Origin of the sequence: Rossellomorea aquimaris TF-12, from assembly GCF_001648555.1 — a bacterium.
GTDB lineage: Bacteria > Bacillota > Bacilli > Bacillales > Bacillaceae_B > Rossellomorea > Rossellomorea aquimaris.
In genome coordinates, this window is the sequence record NZ_LQXM01000028.1 from 18,939 (window position 1) to 36,776 (window position 17,838).

15 protein-coding genes and 1 tRNA gene are annotated in these 17,838 nt (G+C 37.9%); 9 read left to right on the forward strand and 7 right to left on the reverse strand.

The window, feature by feature from the left end; all coding sequences use genetic code 11:
- The first annotated feature begins 70 nt into the window (after nt 1-70).
- From IQI_RS11445 to IQI_RS21045, 3 genes are all read left to right on the forward strand, one after another.
- Nucleotides 71-2,047: a M14 family zinc carboxypeptidase gene (locus IQI_RS11445; protein ID WP_064092781.1), complete on the forward strand. Its 1,977-nt coding sequence runs from the start codon at nt 71-73 to the stop codon at nt 2,045-2,047.
- 579 nt (nt 2,048-2,626) lie between these two features.
- Entirely contained in the window at nt 2,627-3,670 is a 1,044-nt protein-coding gene (locus IQI_RS21040; protein ID WP_156509886.1) for a YheC/YheD family endospore coat-associated protein, read from the forward strand.
- Nucleotides 3,671-3,684: 14 nt separating this feature from the next.
- Entirely contained in the window at nt 3,685-4,791 is a 1,107-nt protein-coding gene (locus IQI_RS21045; RefSeq protein ID WP_156509887.1) for a UDP-N-acetylmuramoyl-tripeptide--D-alanyl-D-alanine ligase, read from the forward strand.
- A gap of 220 nt (nt 4,792-5,011) precedes the next feature.
- On the opposite strand, the gene IQI_RS11465 is transcribed toward IQI_RS21045, so the two are convergent.
- A complete protein-coding gene (locus IQI_RS11465) occupies nt 5,012-6,262 on the reverse strand; it encodes an ATP-grasp domain-containing protein (RefSeq protein ID WP_064092784.1) in 1,251 nt (416 codons plus the stop codon).
- Nucleotides 6,263-6,696: 434 nt separating this feature from the next.
- On the opposite strand from IQI_RS11465, the gene IQI_RS11470 reads away from it, so the two are divergent.
- Together IQI_RS11470 and IQI_RS11475 are read left to right on the forward strand one after the other, a co-directional pair.
- Nucleotides 6,697-7,899, forward strand: coding sequence for an ATP-grasp domain-containing protein (locus IQI_RS11470; protein ID WP_064092785.1), 1,203 nt, complete (start codon nt 6,697-6,699; stop codon nt 7,897-7,899).
- A 79-nt stretch (nt 7,900-7,978) separates the two neighbouring features.
- A complete protein-coding gene (locus IQI_RS11475; protein ID WP_064092786.1) occupies nt 7,979-8,392 on the forward strand; it encodes a CotY/CotZ family spore coat protein in 414 nt (137 codons plus the stop codon).
- Nucleotides 8,393-8,436: 44 nt separating this feature from the next.
- Here IQI_RS11475 and IQI_RS11480 read toward each other — a convergent pair whose 3' ends face one another.
- The 6 genes from IQI_RS11480 to IQI_RS11505 form a co-directional block, all read right to left on the reverse strand.
- Entirely contained in the window at nt 8,437-9,210 is a 774-nt protein-coding gene (locus tag IQI_RS11480) for a DUF4931 domain-containing protein (protein ID WP_064092787.1), read from the reverse strand.
- A 57-nt stretch (nt 9,211-9,267) separates the two neighbouring features.
- Nucleotides 9,268-10,278 (reverse strand): ABC transporter permease, encoded by a 1,011-nt coding sequence (locus tag IQI_RS11485; RefSeq protein ID WP_064092788.1) that lies wholly within the window; start codon nt 10,276-10,278, stop codon nt 9,268-9,270.
- Between the two features lies 1 nt (nt 10,279).
- On the reverse strand, nt 10,280-11,152 hold the full coding sequence (locus IQI_RS11490) for an ABC transporter permease subunit (RefSeq protein WP_064092789.1): 873 nt from the start codon (nt 11,150-11,152) through the stop codon (nt 10,280-10,282).
- A gap of 337 nt (nt 11,153-11,489) precedes the next feature.
- Nucleotides 11,490-12,311 carry a Cof-type HAD-IIB family hydrolase gene (locus IQI_RS11495; protein WP_064092790.1) on the reverse strand — a complete coding sequence of 274 codons (822 nt, stop codon included), beginning with the start codon at nt 12,309-12,311 and terminating at the stop codon, nt 11,490-11,492.
- A 70-nt stretch (nt 12,312-12,381) separates the two neighbouring features.
- Entirely contained in the window at nt 12,382-13,335 is a 954-nt protein-coding gene (locus tag IQI_RS11500; protein WP_064092791.1) for an aminoimidazole riboside kinase, read from the reverse strand.
- A gap of 68 nt (nt 13,336-13,403) precedes the next feature.
- Entirely contained in the window at nt 13,404-13,847 is a 444-nt protein-coding gene (locus tag IQI_RS11505; protein WP_231893415.1) for a GNAT family N-acetyltransferase, read from the reverse strand.
- Nucleotides 13,848-14,031: 184 nt separating this feature from the next.
- Here IQI_RS11505 and nagA point away from each other — a divergent pair, with 184 nt between their 5' ends.
- The 4 genes from nagA to IQI_RS11525 all read left to right on the forward strand — a co-directional run bounded on the left by nagA (nt 14,032) and on the right by IQI_RS11525 (nt 17,824).
- Complete coding sequence (gene nagA, locus IQI_RS11510) at nt 14,032-15,225, forward strand: N-acetylglucosamine-6-phosphate deacetylase (RefSeq protein WP_064092792.1); 1,194 nt, start codon at nt 14,032-14,034, stop codon at nt 15,223-15,225.
- 76 nt (nt 15,226-15,301) lie between these two features.
- Nucleotides 15,302-15,374 (forward strand) — tRNA-Ala (locus tag IQI_RS11515).
- 364 nt (nt 15,375-15,738) lie between these two features.
- Nucleotides 15,739-17,133 (forward strand): methyl-accepting chemotaxis protein, encoded by a 1,395-nt coding sequence (locus tag IQI_RS11520; protein WP_197489746.1) that lies wholly within the window; start codon nt 15,739-15,741, stop codon nt 17,131-17,133.
- A 160-nt stretch (nt 17,134-17,293) separates the two neighbouring features.
- Nucleotides 17,294-17,824, forward strand: a complete 531-nt coding sequence (locus IQI_RS11525; protein ID WP_082892680.1) for a GNAT family N-acetyltransferase — start codon at nt 17,294-17,296, stop codon at nt 17,822-17,824.
- Nucleotides 17,825-17,838 lie beyond the last annotated feature (14 nt).

Genomic DNA, 17,838 nt, shown 5'->3' on the forward strand with positions numbered 1-17,838 from the left:
AAAAAGGACATCCACACTGTCAAGCTTGTACCCTTTTGAATTAACTAAATAGAAAGGAGGTATGAAATGAATGGGTCAATCACAAATTTCTTACAATAAACTAGAAGCCCTCTTAAAGATGAAGTCAGAAAACAACCCCCATATGGAGTTAATTCCCATAGGAGAATCTACTAAAGGTAGAGTCATCTGGTGTCTTACTATTCACAAACAAGACCAACTTAAAAGGAAGACACCTGTTTTACTCACGGCTTCCTTACACGGAAATGAATCGACTGGGACGAGTGCTTTGCTGCGTTTTATTGAAAAAATGGAAGAGGAAAATGAGCTTTCTTTCGGGCTTTTGGAGGATTTGATTATTTATTGCATTGTTTGCTGTAATCCAGACGGCTATCAAGAAAAGACCCGCTTTAATGGAGAAGGTTTCGATCTTAACAGGGATTTCCTTACACAGTCTCAGCCAGAAACGGCAAGCATCGTAAAACTGATTGTCGAGAAAAAGCCAGTTGTCGTACTAGATCTCCATGGATATGTAAGCAAGAGCACTTCCTTTATTGGACTAATCGAACCAAGTGGCCCTCCACACAACTCTTCCTATGAATATGATTTATTCGTTAGGTGGGCTTTACCTCTTGCAGAACATATTGAATCATGTTTGGTTTCCAAACAGGACGAGTTCTCTTTAGAAGGTTTCAAAAACCATAAAGGGACGTGTATTCCATACCGAGATGGCACTAGAGGATGGGATGATTTTAGTCCTATTACCTGTACCAACTATTCCATGCTACATGGTTCCATTGGGGTTACCCTTGAAACACCGAGCAAAACAGAGGATGGTGTAGAGTGGCATTTCCAATCCATCATCGCCGCCCTTCAATTTTCTGCAAAGCATCACAAAAAATTGGCAGAAAATCTCACAAAGTTCTACGATCGTGGAATAAACAGACATCATCCTACTCACCCTTCTTCCCATTTCCCAAGATACTTTGTCCTGACAGAGAAAAAAGAACTCCACTCATCTTTCTATTCATTAACACAGCATCTAGTGAAAAACGGAATAACCACTTATATGACAGAAGAAGAATTTACAGATGGACATACTACTTATCCCAAAGGATCCGTTATTGTTCCCATGAACCAGTCTTTGTGTAATCTTGCTTATTGCTTTCTTTCAAAAGGTGAGAATGCATCTTCAAGCAAAGAAAAGATTTCAGAGTTCTGCTCTTGGAGTCTACCTTTACACTCGGGGGTAAACTGTTACACGATTTTTCATTCCATACATGTAAAAGTGAAATTAGTAGAGAAAGAATTAACTCAAGAAGGGATGCCCCTGGAGTTTATAACAGGAGTAGACCATGATGTGAAAAAAATTGGTATTTTGGTTGATGAAGGGTTATTTCATAAGAAGGCACATGCGGGCTTAAAAATGGCACTAAAAGAGATGGAGATTCCTTTTATAGAACTAAAAGCGAAGGATTTATTGTCAGGAGAATCCTTATCTCCTATCGACATTCTTATTTATAACGGATATGAACACCTCTTCTACACTCCATCAGACATTAGGTCCACCTATGAAGAGCTTGTTCTTAACTCGAGACAACAACAGGAAATGTGTCAACAAACGATCCAGTCCTTTTTAAAAACAGGAGGAAAGATTATTGGAATTGGAGCAGGTGCTGCCAAAGCTCTTACTACAACGTTAAAGGTTAGTCCCGTTAAGGTACACACGAGTGGGTGGAATGAGAATGCCCTATTAAACATTCATTATGAAGAAAGTAATTTGACTCTTGGTTATGACAAAGATGATCTCGGATTTGTCTATCGTCCGGCTTGGTTTTCTAATGTAGAGAATATGAACGTAATAGCTTCCTATTCCAAAGATCCTGAGTCCCTACTATGTGGTTACTGGCCAAGTTTTGAAAAAGCTCAAGGTGCCCCAGCCATAGTCACAAACAAAACAGGAAACCTTATACTCTTCGGGCTCGAAATTTGTTTCAGAGGGCATACAAAATATTTTTATCGATTGTTGTGGAATGCCATTTGTTTGTAATCTGTGTATTCAAAGGTTTTTTGAAAAAATGGACTATTTCAGAGAAGACAGTAGTAGTTGATTTTCGCTGCAGGATGCTCACTTTCCGCGGGGCAAGCGGTGAGCATCCTCGTGGCAGTGCTCCTGAGGGAACTCACCTTCCTGCTATTCTACTCGTTTTTGATTGGAAACTATGAAACTGTTCGATTGGGGGGAACTGTGTAGACTCCTGCGAAAGTTGGGGCATGGAGAGCCCCGGAGGCTAGGCGGAACGCTAGCTGCAAGCGAAGCAGCTCCCCTCACCATCTGACACGTAACAGTTGACAGAGCCTGGGGCAGATCTCATGTTATAAAACAACGAACTTTACAAAAAGCCTTTCAGAAAAAAAGGCGCTTCTTCTAATACAAGAGTCGTTACCAAAAGTGGACTTCCATCATTAACTAGTTAGGAAGATATTTTTCAAAAAAAGGCTATGTTAACGCTTATGGTTGATTTTCTAAGAGGATATGCTTAGGAGTCCGTTTTCCTACACTGACAAAGTCTAGCATATCAATGAAAGGAACAGCATTAACAAACCGTTAAAAAAGGAGGTTAATCCTTTGATTCGTATAGGGATGCTTCATCATCGAAAACACCCTGATAGCGTCATAAAAGCGTATGCATACGGAGCTATCGCGAAAGCAGAAGGAACTGAAATGGTTTACTTTTCCCCAAGTGGGGTTGATTTTAAAACGAAGACCATAACTGGATATATGTATAACGATGGAAAGTGGGAAGAAGTGACGACACCTTTTCCCCACGTCATTTACAATACAGGCAGTCCTGAAAAACTGGCTAAATCCAGTGACATCATTAATAAGTTAAAGAAAAAAATACCCTTTACCACTCATTCTATTGGAAATAAGATGGCTGTTTATCATCGTTTAAAAGAAGCTGGTGAACTAAAGCAATACTTAATTCCATCGGAGGTTTTAAAGGGAACACGACACTTTTTTTCCTTTTTAGATTCCTATCGAAAAATTGTCTTCAAGCCAGTAAATGGTCGAAAAGGACAAAGCATTGTATTTATCGAACGAGTTGGGAATGACTTTAGAGTATTAATTGACACCATTGAAGAGCAACTTTCTTATGATGAATTAAGGAGCTTTATAGAAGAACATTTGCGACAAGAGGACTTTCTTGTTCAACCTTATATTAATTGCAGAACAAAGGGTGGCAACGTATATGATTTTCGCCTTCATGTTCAAAAAAATGGAGAAGGGAATTGGGTGATCACTTCGGTTTATCCAAGAATTGGCGCTCTCGGAACCATCGTCTCTAATATTAATAATGGGGGCTCAATGAATTACCTTGTTCCGTTTTTAAAACAAGAGTTTGGCGATGACTATTTCAATATTAAACGATACCTTGAACATTTTTCTTTGGTTCTGGCCCATCATATGGATGATCTTCAACAGGAACACTATTCAGAATCGATTGATGAATTAGGAATTGATGTCGCCCTTGATGATATCGGGAAAATTTGGATTTATGAAGTGAACTGGCGTCCAGGTTGTCCCCCTACCTTCTACCTTGAAATGGATGTTGTTAAAAATACGATTCAGTACTGTATTTATTTAGCAAATGCTCATGTAAAAGCGTGAAAGGAGGAAACACGTTGAGTATTGACTATACCGTTGAAAGACCTATTATCGCCGTCACAGGAAGTGCCGGGAAAACAACAACCAAATCTTTTATAGCTTCTATTTTACGGACTCGGTGGATTATTTTTGAATCAAGCGACTATTGGAATCGAACAGACCATACTGAAAAGCATCAAGAAGAGATCAATTTTATTCACAGGGCAATCGTTCTTGAATATGGCATGGCTTACCCAGGAGTTATTGAAAAACATTGTAAAATCATTCAACCTAATATCGGTGCGATTACCAATATAGGCATGGCACATGCCGGAAACTTTGATGGGAAAATCGAAGGAATTGCCGCTGCCAAGTCCGAGCTTATTAAAGGGATGTCTCCTGACGGTCATTTATTCTTAAATGGAGATGATACCCATTCAAAACTCCTTCATACTCAAAATTTTAAAGGAACGATTAAAACCATCAGTATCCACACTCCATCCCACTATCAAGCAAAAAATGTCCAATATTCCCTGGACGGAATCTCTTTTAAAATTAGGTTAGGAAATAAAGACCATACAATCTCTATTCCTTATCATGGAGAGTTTCACGTCTATAATGCCCTTCTTGCCATTGCCGTTGCCGACCTTTTGGGCTTTACTCCACAAGAAATCATCCAAGGAATGAACGAAGTAAAGAAGCCTCGTCATCGCTTAGAGGTGTTTCATCTCCAACGTAGCATTACTCTTATTGATGACACAGTTCATGCATTCCCCGATGCTGTCAAAGGAGCTCTAGATGTCCTGGCAGAATTTGAAGGAAAGAAAAAGATAGCGGTCTTAGGATCAATGCCGGGCTTTGGAGATCAACACCAAGAAGTACACAAAGAAATTGGAAGATACGTTGTGAAGAACAAGATTGATTACTTATTCACATACGGAAATATTTCAAAAAATATTGGAGTTGGAGCTAGGGAGGCCGGGATGTTTAAAAATAAGATTTTCCATTTCCCTAGAACTGCGATAGACCAACTCCACGCTAAACTTCTTGCAACAATTCAACCGAACTGGACCATCCTTGTAAAAGGAGCTAGTGGTTTAAAGATGGTCGATACAGTCGAGCATATTAGAAAAAATTTAACTTAAAAAAAGATCGGGAGGTAACAGCTTCCCGATCTTTTTTTAGCTTTGAAAACTAGTATGTACTTGATTGTGAGGGGAGCTGCTCCGCTTCCGGGGTCTAGGCACGCCCGTACTTCCCAATAAGTCTTCTCCGTTCCCCTCACCATCTATAAGAACATTAGTGACAAAAATCAATTGATACAATACTGAAAGTACACAAGCAGAAAACTCTTAGAATACACCATTACTTAATAACGGTTGTAATAGATTCCTCTGGGGATTCTTCAATCCAAAATTGAATTTCAGAAGCTGCTTGTTTCGCGTTTGCTTCTGCCTCTTCTGCTGTATCACCTACGGCGGTTACATATGCATAACGATGTCCCATGGAGAGAGGTGGTGTGATAATGGAGCCCTTTCGTGGCTTCACGTACACTTCAGCTACTCCATTTGAAGACCTTGCTCTTTTTTTCCCTGTTACTTTCAATAAGGTACCTTCCTTTTCAACAGTCACATATTGCATATACACATGTTTTTTAAATTTTGGTTTTAATTCTGGCTTCTGACCCAAAGCCATTTTCAACGTTTGTTCTACCAGGTTAATTCCATATGCTGCTTTTATCATATTATTCATACCTGCACCCGAAATACGTGCATTGATTTCAATAAGCTTCCACTCATCCCCTTTTTGTCTAAGCTCCAAATGACAAGAGCCTGTCTCTAAACCATGCTTAGAGATAATCTCTTCTATCGATTTTTTTATTCCCTTCAGGAAGCATCTTTCAGGATTGAGTATCAGCTGATACCCCATAATGATAAAGCGACGATGAAAGTGAATGTCTTGCTTAATCACTGCCATAATATGAACGTTCCCCTGATAAACGACAACTTCAATAAGATACTGAGGTTCAGGAACAAATTCTTCTAATAATATTGGAACATTTTCATATCTCTTGCTTAATGACTTATAAGATTTATGATAATCATTTAGAGTTTCTATTTTATATACATCCTTAGATCCTGTGGATTGTGGAGATTTCATAATCAATGGTAGCTTTTTGACGATTTCATCCTCAAGAGCCACCTTTTCTTCTTTTGTATGGATGGTCCAATAGGAAGGAGACAGAGTTGAATCCTTCATGATGTGGCGAGAATGGATTTTATTTTGAATATTTTTCATTCCTTCAGTGGAAAAATGATTCACACCAAACTCATCTGCCAATAAACAAGCAGTATAACTAAACGGATCAACATAGCTTATGATCGTCGTAACCTCTATTCCTTTAAAAAGGAGGGCTTTCACTTCTTTTCTCAATTCCCCTATGTCTTGAAGGTTACATAGTTTCATATAATGAACATCAGGAAACTCTTCACGTTTCGCAATAAAGTTAGGTCTTTCAGTAAACAATACGGTATAAAATCCGAGTCTCTCTGCCGTCTTAATTGCTTCCCTACTTGACCCTGATTTAGTCGTTTCAATAAAGATGATTGACTTCATTCAAGGTACGCTCCTTCATATTAGTATTCAATATAAAAATCCCAATTGGTAACGAGCAATGCTTTACCGTACAGTTTATTCTCAGATACATCTGCTGGTGTAGGCTGATTCCTTGATGATTTCGCTTATTCTTTTCAAAGTCTGTTTACGTGCTATTGTTGTTATTCAACTAAATAAATAAGGCTTTTTTCGCAAAGATTGTTGTTTTATACTTAGTCTGTTAATGGTTCTGTCAACCAGTGTGTGCCAGGTGGTGAGCGGAAATCAACTACTACTCGCTTTATCAATAGCCACAAAGTTTACGAAAACAGACATAAATAAAAACCCAAAGTAAATAAAAAGAAACAATAGGGCTTTTATTGCCCAAACTTCTCCTTTCCTTCATTCATATAGTATTAACAGTGAATGACAGACTCGAAAGGAGCGAATGTTTCATGAAAGAATGTATTATTTTCCTGGATTCCAATCGATCAGGCTCCTCTCGTGATGGAATTGAGGCTGGGAAAAAGCTTGGGTATACAACCATTCTGTTTACAAATCGAAAGAAATTCATTAGAGACAGAGAAAGCTTTACAGATGTCGATGAGATGTACTTTGTAAATCTTTTAGATAAACAGGAAATAAAAGAGAATATTGACTCTATCATGAACAAAGGGAATAAAATCGCTTGTATTATCAGTTTTCTTGATGCCTATGTATACACTGCAGCACGATTTTCAAACGAATATTGCCAATCATCTATCACATTAACTCCCATCACACTCTGTCTTAATAAATCTACCCTGCGCGAAAAGCTGAAAGATAAAGACTACACCCCTGAATTTAATCGCATTTCTTCTCCTTTCTCCATAAAAAAACTAAAAAGAATCTCTTTTCCATTGATATTAAAATCGCCTATCTCCAATGGATCAAAGGACGTTTATCTTATTCATGATGAAAAAGGATTAATACGAGGAATAGAACGAATGAAACGGAAAAAACCTTCTGCCCTTCTTATGGAAGAATATTTAGATGGACCTCAATACTTAATAGAAGTTGTCATCAAAGATGGAAAACCTACAGTTGTGGCTGTCGTCAAGCAAGAGGTTACACTGGACAAACGCTTCATTGTGACTGGATACAGTGTTTCATCCGTTCATCATGACAAAGCACTTATTCAAACCATTCACCAACTCATGAAGGACCTTCATTTTAAAAACGGGACTTGTCATGTTGAGATGCGATTAGTTAATGGGGTATGGAAGTTAATCGAAATCAACCCCCGCATCTCAGGTAGTGCCATGAATAAGATGATTTATGAAGCCTTTGGAATTAGTTTGGTTGAAGAAACGTTACGAATCTATTTAAAAAAGCCCTTAAACATTACTAGAAAGTGGGAACGAACCGTTTACACTCACTATATGACTGTAAAAAGAGTAGGCAAGCTTTTAAAAGTAACAGGAAGAAACCGTGCTCAAAAAATAGAGGGAATTAAAGAGGTATTTATTAAGCCTAAAAAAGGCAAAATACTACGTCCCCCTACTTCAATGGGGCATCGCTATGGGTATGTGATGGCTATTGGAGATTCACTGGAGGAAGCAGAAATGAGGGCAAGAAAAGCTTCAAAGGAGATACGTTTTTATATGGAATTTCTTTAATCCGTTATATATGCACTACACCAATCACCTAAAGAAAAATAAGATAGGAATAGGATGAAGGTGAAGGGAGGATTTTTTCATGATGACATGTGAACATACAAGCTGTTTATGCACTCTCCTAAAGGAGTTATTGGATGAACAGGACCGACTAGCACATCAAGCCTTTAAATTTATTTGCAACACAGATAAAGTCGATACCATCCCTTTTTTATTATTTTCAAAAGAAAATAGTGACCCCTTTGAAGCACATATAGACTCTCATGGCACCATCTTCTTCAGATTAGAAAATATTCAAAAGGATAGCTGCTGTGCAACATTAAGATTACTTAAAGGCATTGATATGGATGAGTATCCAACTAACGAAATGGAAGAAGTTTATTCTCTCATAAAAACGGATCATTGTATTACAGTAGACCTAAACTGCTTTCTCGGAATTCAGCCGTGCCCTCCTAAACTCGTTGATCGTCCCCTTCCATGGGTTGAAATAAAGTAATGGAAACGAGCCCCTTCTATAAAAAGAAGGAGCTCATTTTGTGACTATTTCAATTCTGGAAATACTGTTTTGATCATCTCTATCATTGGCTCCAATTCATGAGGAACTTGAGGAATTGTGTAGCCTATATACAAAGGGCTGGCGACAAACCTTGGAATGACCTTAGCAATAATCGACTCGTCCGTCTCATAGAAGAATAGGTTATAGCTCCTACAATTAAATGGAAAATGATTTAAAATAAAGTCAATGGCACGCTGAATATACTCTGTCATCTCACCAAAGGAATGTTTGTTTCCGGAGAGAATATTAAATTCAATAAAGCCCATTTTCGGATGTGTGGAAAGATTAAATTCGACCTCTTCTATTTTATGAATTAGTAATCCTTCAAACATGTCCTGACGAATATTTTCCTCGTATCGAACCTCTTTCAAACCTACAATTTGCATGTGTGGATGTGCGATGGTCCCTCCTGATAAGGGACCATGATTTTTATAAAAAAGTACGGAAGCAAAGTCCCCTCTTCTTTTTAATTCAAGCCACTTCTCAATTCCAAAGGTAATGAGTTCCGTAGCATGTCCCTTAGGGTATTGAGACAAATCCGAATCACAAATATCACTTTCAATGATTAGTCGCTGATCGGTGTTATAAAGAGTAGGATATTTATTTTGCAAATAAATGATAGAGCCTCTTTTCTCAAAGATCCCCTCAAGATTTTCTACATCACAAAACGGACATGAAGTTTCTTTATTAACAATGCTTTCTGGTTTTGTTTTTCCAATTGATAAATCGAAGATGAGATGCCTGTTTTCTTTTGACAAACTAAAACCCTTCTTTCTTCGCTGAATACTCTATTTTAACTTTTTATCATTTTCCTACTACATTTCTGCACGGTTAAAATCACTTTTGTCTGGAATATATTCTTTCTGATTGTCAGCAGGTGAATAGGCTTTTTTGAATTTTTTCATGTAATATGAGTAACCTCTCTTTGCCTGGATAAACCCTTCCATCATAAGGGCCACCGATAACATACTTAAAGTAAAAAATAAAATCGGCGTTAATGGAATCCATGGAGCTCCCTGCAAGTAACGGAATGAATCCCCAATCAAGCCTGACCATTCATTGGTAATGGAACGAGGTGGATCGTTTACTAACTGATAATCAACATTCGTTCCTCCCAAAAATAATGTCAACAGTCCTAAATGAATGAAAATGATCAACGTTTGCATTAATTGCTGCCCAAACAAAATGATTAACTTTTCTTTCATACCAGGTAAAATATGCTTAACGATGATTCTCCATTTACTCGCTCCTAATGTTTTCGCACTTAAAATATATTCTTGCTTATACAGCAAGGAAACTTCATTTCCTAAAAGAGCTGAAATAATTGGCACAATCAGTAGAGACAGAACCAAAATCTCTAGAACAAATCGTTCAATGATCGAGTTTGGGAATCCCCCAAACGGCTCCCAAAGAATGGGTTTCAGCAGAAAATAGGTCAGAATCGTTAAGGGTATGTAATGGAAAGAATCAATGAGTCCATTAAAATACTTTTTATATTTCACTAGATATGTACCAAGAATCAAGCCAAAAGGAATTGCCAGGAACACTCGAAGAAAAGCAATAACAAAAGCCGTAAGGAGAGTATACTTTGCTCCAAGCAGGATTTTCCCAAGCATGTCCAGTCCTAAGGCATCGGTTCCAAATGGATAATCCCATTTAGGTGAAATCGGTGCAGCTTCAATCGGAAATCCGTTTTCAGATATAAAATAGAGTTTTCTTACTTCATTTCCCCAAACAAAGGAGTAACTGAAGCTTGCAATAAGCATGATGGAGATAAAACTAAATCCAATAAGAAAAAGAGGATTTTTCCAAACACTTTTTTTCATGTTAGATTTCCTCCCCTTTATTAGCTTTTTTAGCAAGAACAGTTTCTCCGACGGTGTAAAAAATAAAAAGAGGAATGAAAATAGACAGAATCGCAATCGTAAACATTTTTGGCTGAAGAGTAGACATCAAAAATCTTGTAATGCCAGCCATATTAAACAATAATTCTAGAACATATAAATTTGACAACATCAACCAGACGGTCTTTTTGGATTGAAAAAACACGCTAATGATTGCGTTCCGAAGAATATGAACCGTCAAAATAAAAAGCTTCCCTAATCCAATCGATTGAGCTAACGTGACATAGTCTTTTCTCTCTTCGTTCTCAAAGGAAAGAATGGAGAGCCGGAATAATTGAATCGTTGGCAGAACCGCTAACACAAGAACAGGCATTACAAAAGCTCTTTCCGTATCAACGGAAGCAATATCAAAAAACAACACACCTGTTTGTTTATAGACATAGATAACCGCAAGCTGCGATACCAGGATAATCAAAATATCAGGCAGAGATTCAAAAAGGTAGAAAATAAACTTAATTTTGTTTCGATTTCTTGGTGAGAACAGCATGGTGAGAATCGTAAGGAGAATACCTAAAAAGCAGGCTAGTAGAAATGCAGAAAATAAAACAGTTAAAGAGTAAAGGATGGGTTCCCAAAGGTAGGGAAATAAATCTCTTTCCTTTTGTCCCCCAATAGTGATATAGGTTAATTCACCTGGATGAAAAATAGCGTAAAAGATCTCATTGATAGAGTTCCAGTATTCTTTTAAACGCAATTCTCGGTACCCTATTCCAGAGAGCAAAACAGGTAGTGCACCTATAAAGATGATTCCAATAATGGATAGGATGAAATTTAGTAGTATGCCGACAATCCTCAATGCATGTCCCCCCGCTTTGCGATGATTATTTTTATAGTAGCATAGATTGGTAGGGATTGGATGGAGTTTTATACAATTTTTCCCTTATCGAGGAGGGGAGTAACTGAGCGCTCGGGCTTTGGGGAATGTGATCAAGGTGCGCGGAATTTGTCGCATATTGAAGAATGGCAGATAAATTGGATTTTTGGCAGATAAACTTAAAATATGGCCGATATATTCTTAAAGCGGCTGATAAATTGAATTCTTAGTCGTATAAATCTCGAAAACGGCTGATAAATCCTTTCTATCTACAAAAAAATGATTGAAGTCCTTTCAAGGACTCCAATCATCGTATAACCTATACTCGAGAAAGTCGATTCAGGACAAATTTCTCAACCACTTCAGCAACTCCATCCTCCATATTAGAAGAAGACACATAGTCTGCTCTTTCCTTAATATCTTCCGGAGCATTCCCCATTGCGACACCTAAACCAGCGTATTCAATCATGGCCAAATCATTGTAGCTGTCACCAATCGCGATCACTTCATCAGAGGTAATGCCCATTGGCGTGATCAAGTAGTCAAGACTCGCACCCTTTGTCACTCCCAGCTGTGTAAACTCCAGGAAAAACGGTTTTGAGCGCATAACACTTAACTCACCCTCGAGCTCAGTCTGCAGCTTCTTCTCAACATCTACCAATCTTTCTGCCTCTTTAAGCATAAGTGCTTTCACGACAGGTTTTGTAACAGCTTCTTTGAAATTGGAAACCACCTGTACCGGAAGTCCTGTCAATTCACTCTCGATTGTGGCAAATTCATTTTCCTCTTCTACCAGAATGGCATCCTCTGCATAAGTAAGAATCCCTACTCCTTCGCGTTTACTTAAATCGTATAAACGATGAGCTGTTTCTGCAGAAAGAGTGCGACTGTATTTCTCTTCGTTTGTCTTGCAATCTATAATTTTTGATCCATTGAACGACAGAATGTAGCTGCCGTAATGGTCAAGTTTTAATTCTTTTGCTACCCATCGCATACCATATGTTGGTCGTCCAGATGCAAGAACCACCTTCACTCCTGCTTCTTGAGCTTGTAGTAAAGCATCTTTCGTACGATCAGATATAGTTTGATCGTCACGAAGAAGGGTGTCATCTAAATCTAGTACAATCATTTTGTAGGACATGTGTAAAAATCCTTTCGAAAGTCATTTTTATATTATCCTACTATAACATCATTCAATGAATTTGAAAAAGTTACTCCCTAATCTCAAGATGTTTCTTTACTTCCTCTAAAGTTGGAAGTGCGGTCATAGCACCCTTGGTTGAAGCAGCCAGAGCACCTGAAACGGAGGCAAATCGGGCCATTTCCGTCGCTTCCTCAATCGTAAGGGACGATATGACGCCTTTGTATTCATGAAGGGAATAGAGAATACCAGATACAAAGGCATCCCCTGCTCCCGTTGTATCTATAGCCTCCACTTTCATGGCCGGAATGTGCTGGTGAGAACCACTGACATAAACATGGCTTCCTTCAGCTCCCAGCGTGACAATGACGAACGGAATATTGTAGGGGCTTAACTTCTCCATTCCTGTTGAAATATCATGTTCTCCAGTAATAAATGCAAGTTCTTCTTCAGAGATTTTTAATACATCCGCTTGAGAAAGCATACTCGTAATCGTTTCACGTGCAAGTTCTTCTGAATTCCATAATCCCATTCGTAGATTTGGATCATAGGAAATCATCATTCCATTTTCCTTTGCCAGTTTTACTGCATGATGAGTTGCTTCCTTCGATGGGCTGCTTATCATAGAAATCGAACCGAAATGAAGAATTTTATGATCAAGAAAATCGTCTTCCTCTATATCCTCTATATTCAAGAAACGATCTGCACTAGGATTGATGTAAAAATCAAAGCTTCTTTCACCGTCTGCAGCATTTGTTACAAATACGACCCCGGTGCGAACATCCTTTGTAAACATCATTTGATTCGTTCTGACACCGTAATCGTTTAATGTATGAACAAGAAACTGACCGAGGACGTCGTCACCTATTTTTCCTAGAAAAGTAGACTTTGCTCCTAAGCGAGCCAATCCAACAGCCACATTTGCAGGTGCACCTCCTGGGCTTTTTTGATAGGTCGTATTTTCACTGTCTAACGGAATAAAATCGATTAATGCTTCTCCTAAAGAAATAATCCCTTGCCTCATTTGATTTCCTCCTCACTCTCTAGTAGATTTTTTCGTCCCTTATCTCTAACCAAAGCTAATTATTTTTTTCAAATCAGCTTTTTTTCAAGGATGATTTTTGTTTCTCCCTCATGATCAGTGTATGTCCCAATGATATCGAAGCCACTTTTAATATTTAATATCAACATACTACGCCACTTGTTTTTCGTTTTTGTTTGAACGGATTTGTATCCCATTTCTTTAACGTGTTGATGCTGTTGCTCTATTAATCTAGAGGCGATGCCTTGATTCCTGTACTCAGCATCCACTCCACCTAACCAACTATAAAATTGTTCACGATTCAGAGCATATCCTATCTTATACCCAACAACCTTTTTATCTATTAATGCAATATCAATTCTCAAATTAGGTTTTTCTTTCATTCTTCCTGCCAAGTCATCTGGCACACCAAAAATACTTGTATGTAGCTTTGTCATACTATCTAACGTCTCACTATTAGGTACCTCATTGAAGTTAGTATAGTTTATTTCCAAATTTCCTTCCTCCTTTAATTTGTACTCGAGTTCTTGTTTCCTTATTGTATCATCCCAAAAAAGCTCAACTGTAATATTTTAATAAACATCCCTTGTTAAAAATTCTCCAAGGTGATTTAGTGTAGTCATGTTACTATAAAAGTGAGAATCATTATTTATACTAAGTGAAGGAGAAGAGTTCGTTATGCATTCAGACCCATTAAAGCTCTTATTACTTAATATAAACATACATACTGAAAACAGTTTTATAAAGGAAGGGTACATCAAAATCGAAACTGGAATCATCGTTGAGATAGGTGAAGCAGGTGTACTCTCTAGCAAGGAGGGTTTTGAAATATTTTCTCTTCCAGACGGTGCTACCGCCATACCCGGCATGATTGATGTCCATATCCACGGAGTAAACGGTGCCGATACTATGGATGGTTCTAAAGAAGCCCTGGATATCATGACCCAAACTCTTCCTAAGGAAGGAACAACTAGTTTCCTTGCAACCACCATGACAGAGAAAGAAACCAACATTGAGAAAGCCCTTATAAATGCTGCCAAATACATGAATGCTCACCAAAAACCAGGTCAGGCAGAAATTCTCGGAGTTCATTTGGAAGGCCCTTTTATTAATAGAGACATGGCTGGTGCACAGCCTATAGATTCTATCAAAAGACCAAATGTCGACTTGTTTAAAAAGTGGCAAGAGCTCTCGGGAAATTCAATTAAACTAGTCACCCTCGCACCGGAACTTGATCAAAACCATGAATTGATACGTTATTTAGCCACGCATGATATTATAGCGTCCGTTGGTCATTCCAATGCCACCTTTGACCAAGTGAGTACCAGCATTTCAGCAGGGGTTCAGCACGTGACTCACCTCTACAATCAAATGTCTGGATTTCACCATCGCGAGCCTGGGATTGTAGGAGCTGCCTTTTTACAGAAGGAATTAATGGTTGAGCTTATTGCAGATGGGGTGCATGTTTCTCCTGAAGCTGTCAAAATTGCCTGTAATCAAATTTCAGACCAGCGTATTCTTCTTATCACTGATTCAATGAGGGCGAAATGCTTAAAGGATGGTCAATATGAACTTGGTGGACAAACTGTGACCGTTGGAAATGGAGGGGCCTATTTAAATGAGTCTACTCTTGCCGGCAGTGTCTTGAAGATGATAGATGCTTTTAAAAATATCCAAGCATTCACGGACTGTTCTATCAAAAGCGCAATCAAGATGACTTCTGAAAACCCGGCCAAGCAACTAAATATCTTTGACCGAAAAGGAAGCCTTGAAGCAGAAAAAGATGCGGACATTGTGATTTTAGATGAAGAATTGGAAGTCTATATGACAATTTGTAGAGGAAGAATCGCTTATATAAAACAAGAAGAATGAAGTTCATGCGCAAATATTGAAAATTTTATATTGACGAGCTCTTCAATCCTTTTTATAATAATTAATGACGCAACTCGGGGCATTAGCTCAGCTGGGAGAGCGCTACGCTGGCAGCGTAGAGGTCAGCGGTTCGATCCCGCTATGCTCCATACTTTCCAAACCTAATAGCAGTACTCTGAAAACCTAGAATTCTAAATTCTAGGTTTTCTTTTTAAATATACCTTCACCTAACTACCACAGTAAATTTTCACCCTATTAACATATTAAAAGTTCTCATTCAGATTAGAGATGTAGTATAGTGAAATAATCCTAGTTATTAACTCCTATGACAATACGTACTTACAAAGGGAAAATTTAAAAGTTAAAGGGTGTCCATTTATGCTTCAGAAGAAAAACAGAATCATGTTTTATTTCAGTTTTTTCGTTGTTCTTGTCTCCATTTCAACTCATATTTCTCACAGTTTTTTTAATGTGTTTGAACATCATATTCTTTTATTGCAAGGAAGCCAAGAAATGGCTAATGTATGGCTTGTACGTACTTTGTTCATTTTGCCTATCTTGCTTTTAGTGTTAGTGGGATGGTCTTTAATGAGAGATCGTAAGCACCCAGCCATACCATGGCTTATTATGCTTACTTTGACATTCGCGTCCATATCGATCATTGCTGGAGGAAATGGATTAGTAGAATACCACTTCTCCATTTTTATGGTTTTAGCTAGTCTGGCTTATTACCAACGTTTGGACCTACTATTGGTAAGTACAGTCATTTTTGCTGTCCAACATTTAGTTGGTTATTTTGTCACTCCTGAAATTATTTGTGGTACAAGTGATTATTCATTTGGTCTACTTTTGATTCATGCTTTTTATTTAATTCTTACTACTACCGTTATTTCCATTCAATTGTATTCTCAAAATAAACATACAGCTCTCCTTCAAAAAGATAATGAAGGTCAAGAGAATGTGATCAATACACTTCTCGATGAATTAAGAAGCTCTTCTAATCTTTTATTAAATGAAGTGCAAACGATTACGAGCGGAGCCAATGAGAACTCTATGGCTAGTAGACAAATTGCCACATCTATTCAAGAGATGGTAAAGGGAACTGAACTTCAATCTCAATCCATCTATAATAGTCAACGTCATTTAGAGGCAACGACATTAGATGTAAAAGAAATAAACACCATTTCACTTGAACTTTCTCGATCATCTGAAGAAACGAAAGAAAAGGTATTACTCGGAAAAGAGAGTGTTGAGAAAACGAGTGCACAACTTGATGTCATTAAAGATAATGTCCTTCAAATGGATGCCGTTGTGAAAAACTTAGAAGTGCGTTCAAATGAAGTGAACGACATTTCGAAGTATATTTCTGACATTGCAGGACAAACCAACCTCCTATCCCTTAATGCAGCCATTGAATCTGCCCGAGCAGGAGAAGCAGGGAAAGGGTTTGCAGTTGTTGCAGAGGAAGTAAGAAAGCTTGCCGTACAATCAGAAGAATATGCAAAACGTATTAATACCATTATTACCGAAACCGTAAACGAGACTATCGCTATTCGAAACGTTATGGAAACAGGAAAAAAAGAAGTTGATAAAGGAAAAAGATTTTCACAAGAAACAGGGGAAGTACTTGCTGGGATTTTTGATGCATCCAATGACGTTGTTGCTAAAATGAATGGAATGATTCACAATGTTCATCAGATTGATCAAACAATATCCCTCCTGAGTAATGCAATGAACGAAGTAAACAGCATAGCAGAATCCAATCAGGAAGGTTCTGAAAATATTGCCGCTGCCTCAGAGGAGCAGTTAGCTACTATGGAAACCCTTAATGACTTATCTTCAAAGCTTGAAGATATCGCTACTTCTTTAAACGATTTAGTTTCCAGCTTGGTAATTGAGAATAAATAATAAGAAGAGGTCAGACCGAATAGGGCTGACCTTTTCTATGGAATCATTTTAGAATAGTAACTCTCTACTTGTTCCAATTGATTTATGTAAATATAATCATAGGAGACCACCTTTAGAAAACGATACCTGCATACCTAATGAAAACCCGGGAGTGAACCACATGAAGCTAACCTATGAAACAATTTCTGATAATCAAATTGAAGTATGCCGAGATATCTGCAATGAACTCATGGACTATCAACAGTCAATAGCATACATAAAACCTGAATTGTTTGATGACATGAATTTTGATACTCGCTTAGTACCTTCTATAAATAAGGCAAAATACAATTATACTGTGGTGGCGAAAGATGAAGATAAAATCGTAGGATATGTCTATTCAAATATCTCTGCCAAAGAAGCGTATTCCAATGAGTTTGCTACTTTTTTTGATCTTTCTTCAGTTAACGGCGAATATGTTGGGTGTCTATCTCAATTTTATATTAAAGAAGAATATAGAAAGTATGGGGTTGGGTCTACATTATTCAATATGTCCATGCAGTGGTTAAAGAAGTTCGATGAAGTGGAGGATACTTTTATTTTTGTTTCGAATGGAAATACAAATGCTTTAGAATTTTACAGGAGAAAAGGATTTTCTGTAAGTCATGATATATTGGATGGGTTTATAACTGTCTTGCGAAACAATAGGTAAAGTAAGAACGAAGA

Coding starts and splice junctions, on each gene's coding strand:
- IQI_RS11445 (WP_064092781.1), top strand. CDS start 71: ATGGGTCAATCACAAATTTCTTACAATAAACTAGAAGCCCTCTTAAAG.
- IQI_RS11465 (WP_064092784.1), bottom strand. CDS start 6,262: ATGAAGTCAATCATCTTTATTGAAACGACTAAATCAGGGTCAAGTAGG.
- IQI_RS11470 (WP_064092785.1), top strand. CDS start 6,697: ATGAAAGAATGTATTATTTTCCTGGATTCCAATCGATCAGGCTCCTCT.
- IQI_RS11475 (WP_064092786.1), top strand. CDS start 7,979: ATGATGACATGTGAACATACAAGCTGTTTATGCACTCTCCTAAAGGAG.
- IQI_RS11485 (WP_064092788.1), bottom strand. CDS start 10,278: ATGAAAAAAAGTGTTTGGAAAAATCCTCTTTTTCTTATTGGATTTAGT.
- IQI_RS11495 (WP_064092790.1), bottom strand. CDS start 12,311: ATGTCCTACAAAATGATTGTACTAGATTTAGATGACACCCTTCTTCGT.
- IQI_RS11500 (WP_064092791.1), bottom strand. CDS start 13,335: ATGAGGCAAGGGATTATTTCTTTAGGAGAAGCATTAATCGATTTTATT.
- nagA (WP_064092792.1), top strand. CDS start 14,032: ATGCATTCAGACCCATTAAAGCTCTTATTACTTAATATAAACATACAT.
- IQI_RS11520 (WP_197489746.1), top strand. CDS start 15,739: ATGGCTAATGTATGGCTTGTACGTACTTTGTTCATTTTGCCTATCTTG.
- IQI_RS11525 (WP_082892680.1), top strand. CDS start 17,294: ATGAAGCTAACCTATGAAACAATTTCTGATAATCAAATTGAAGTATGC.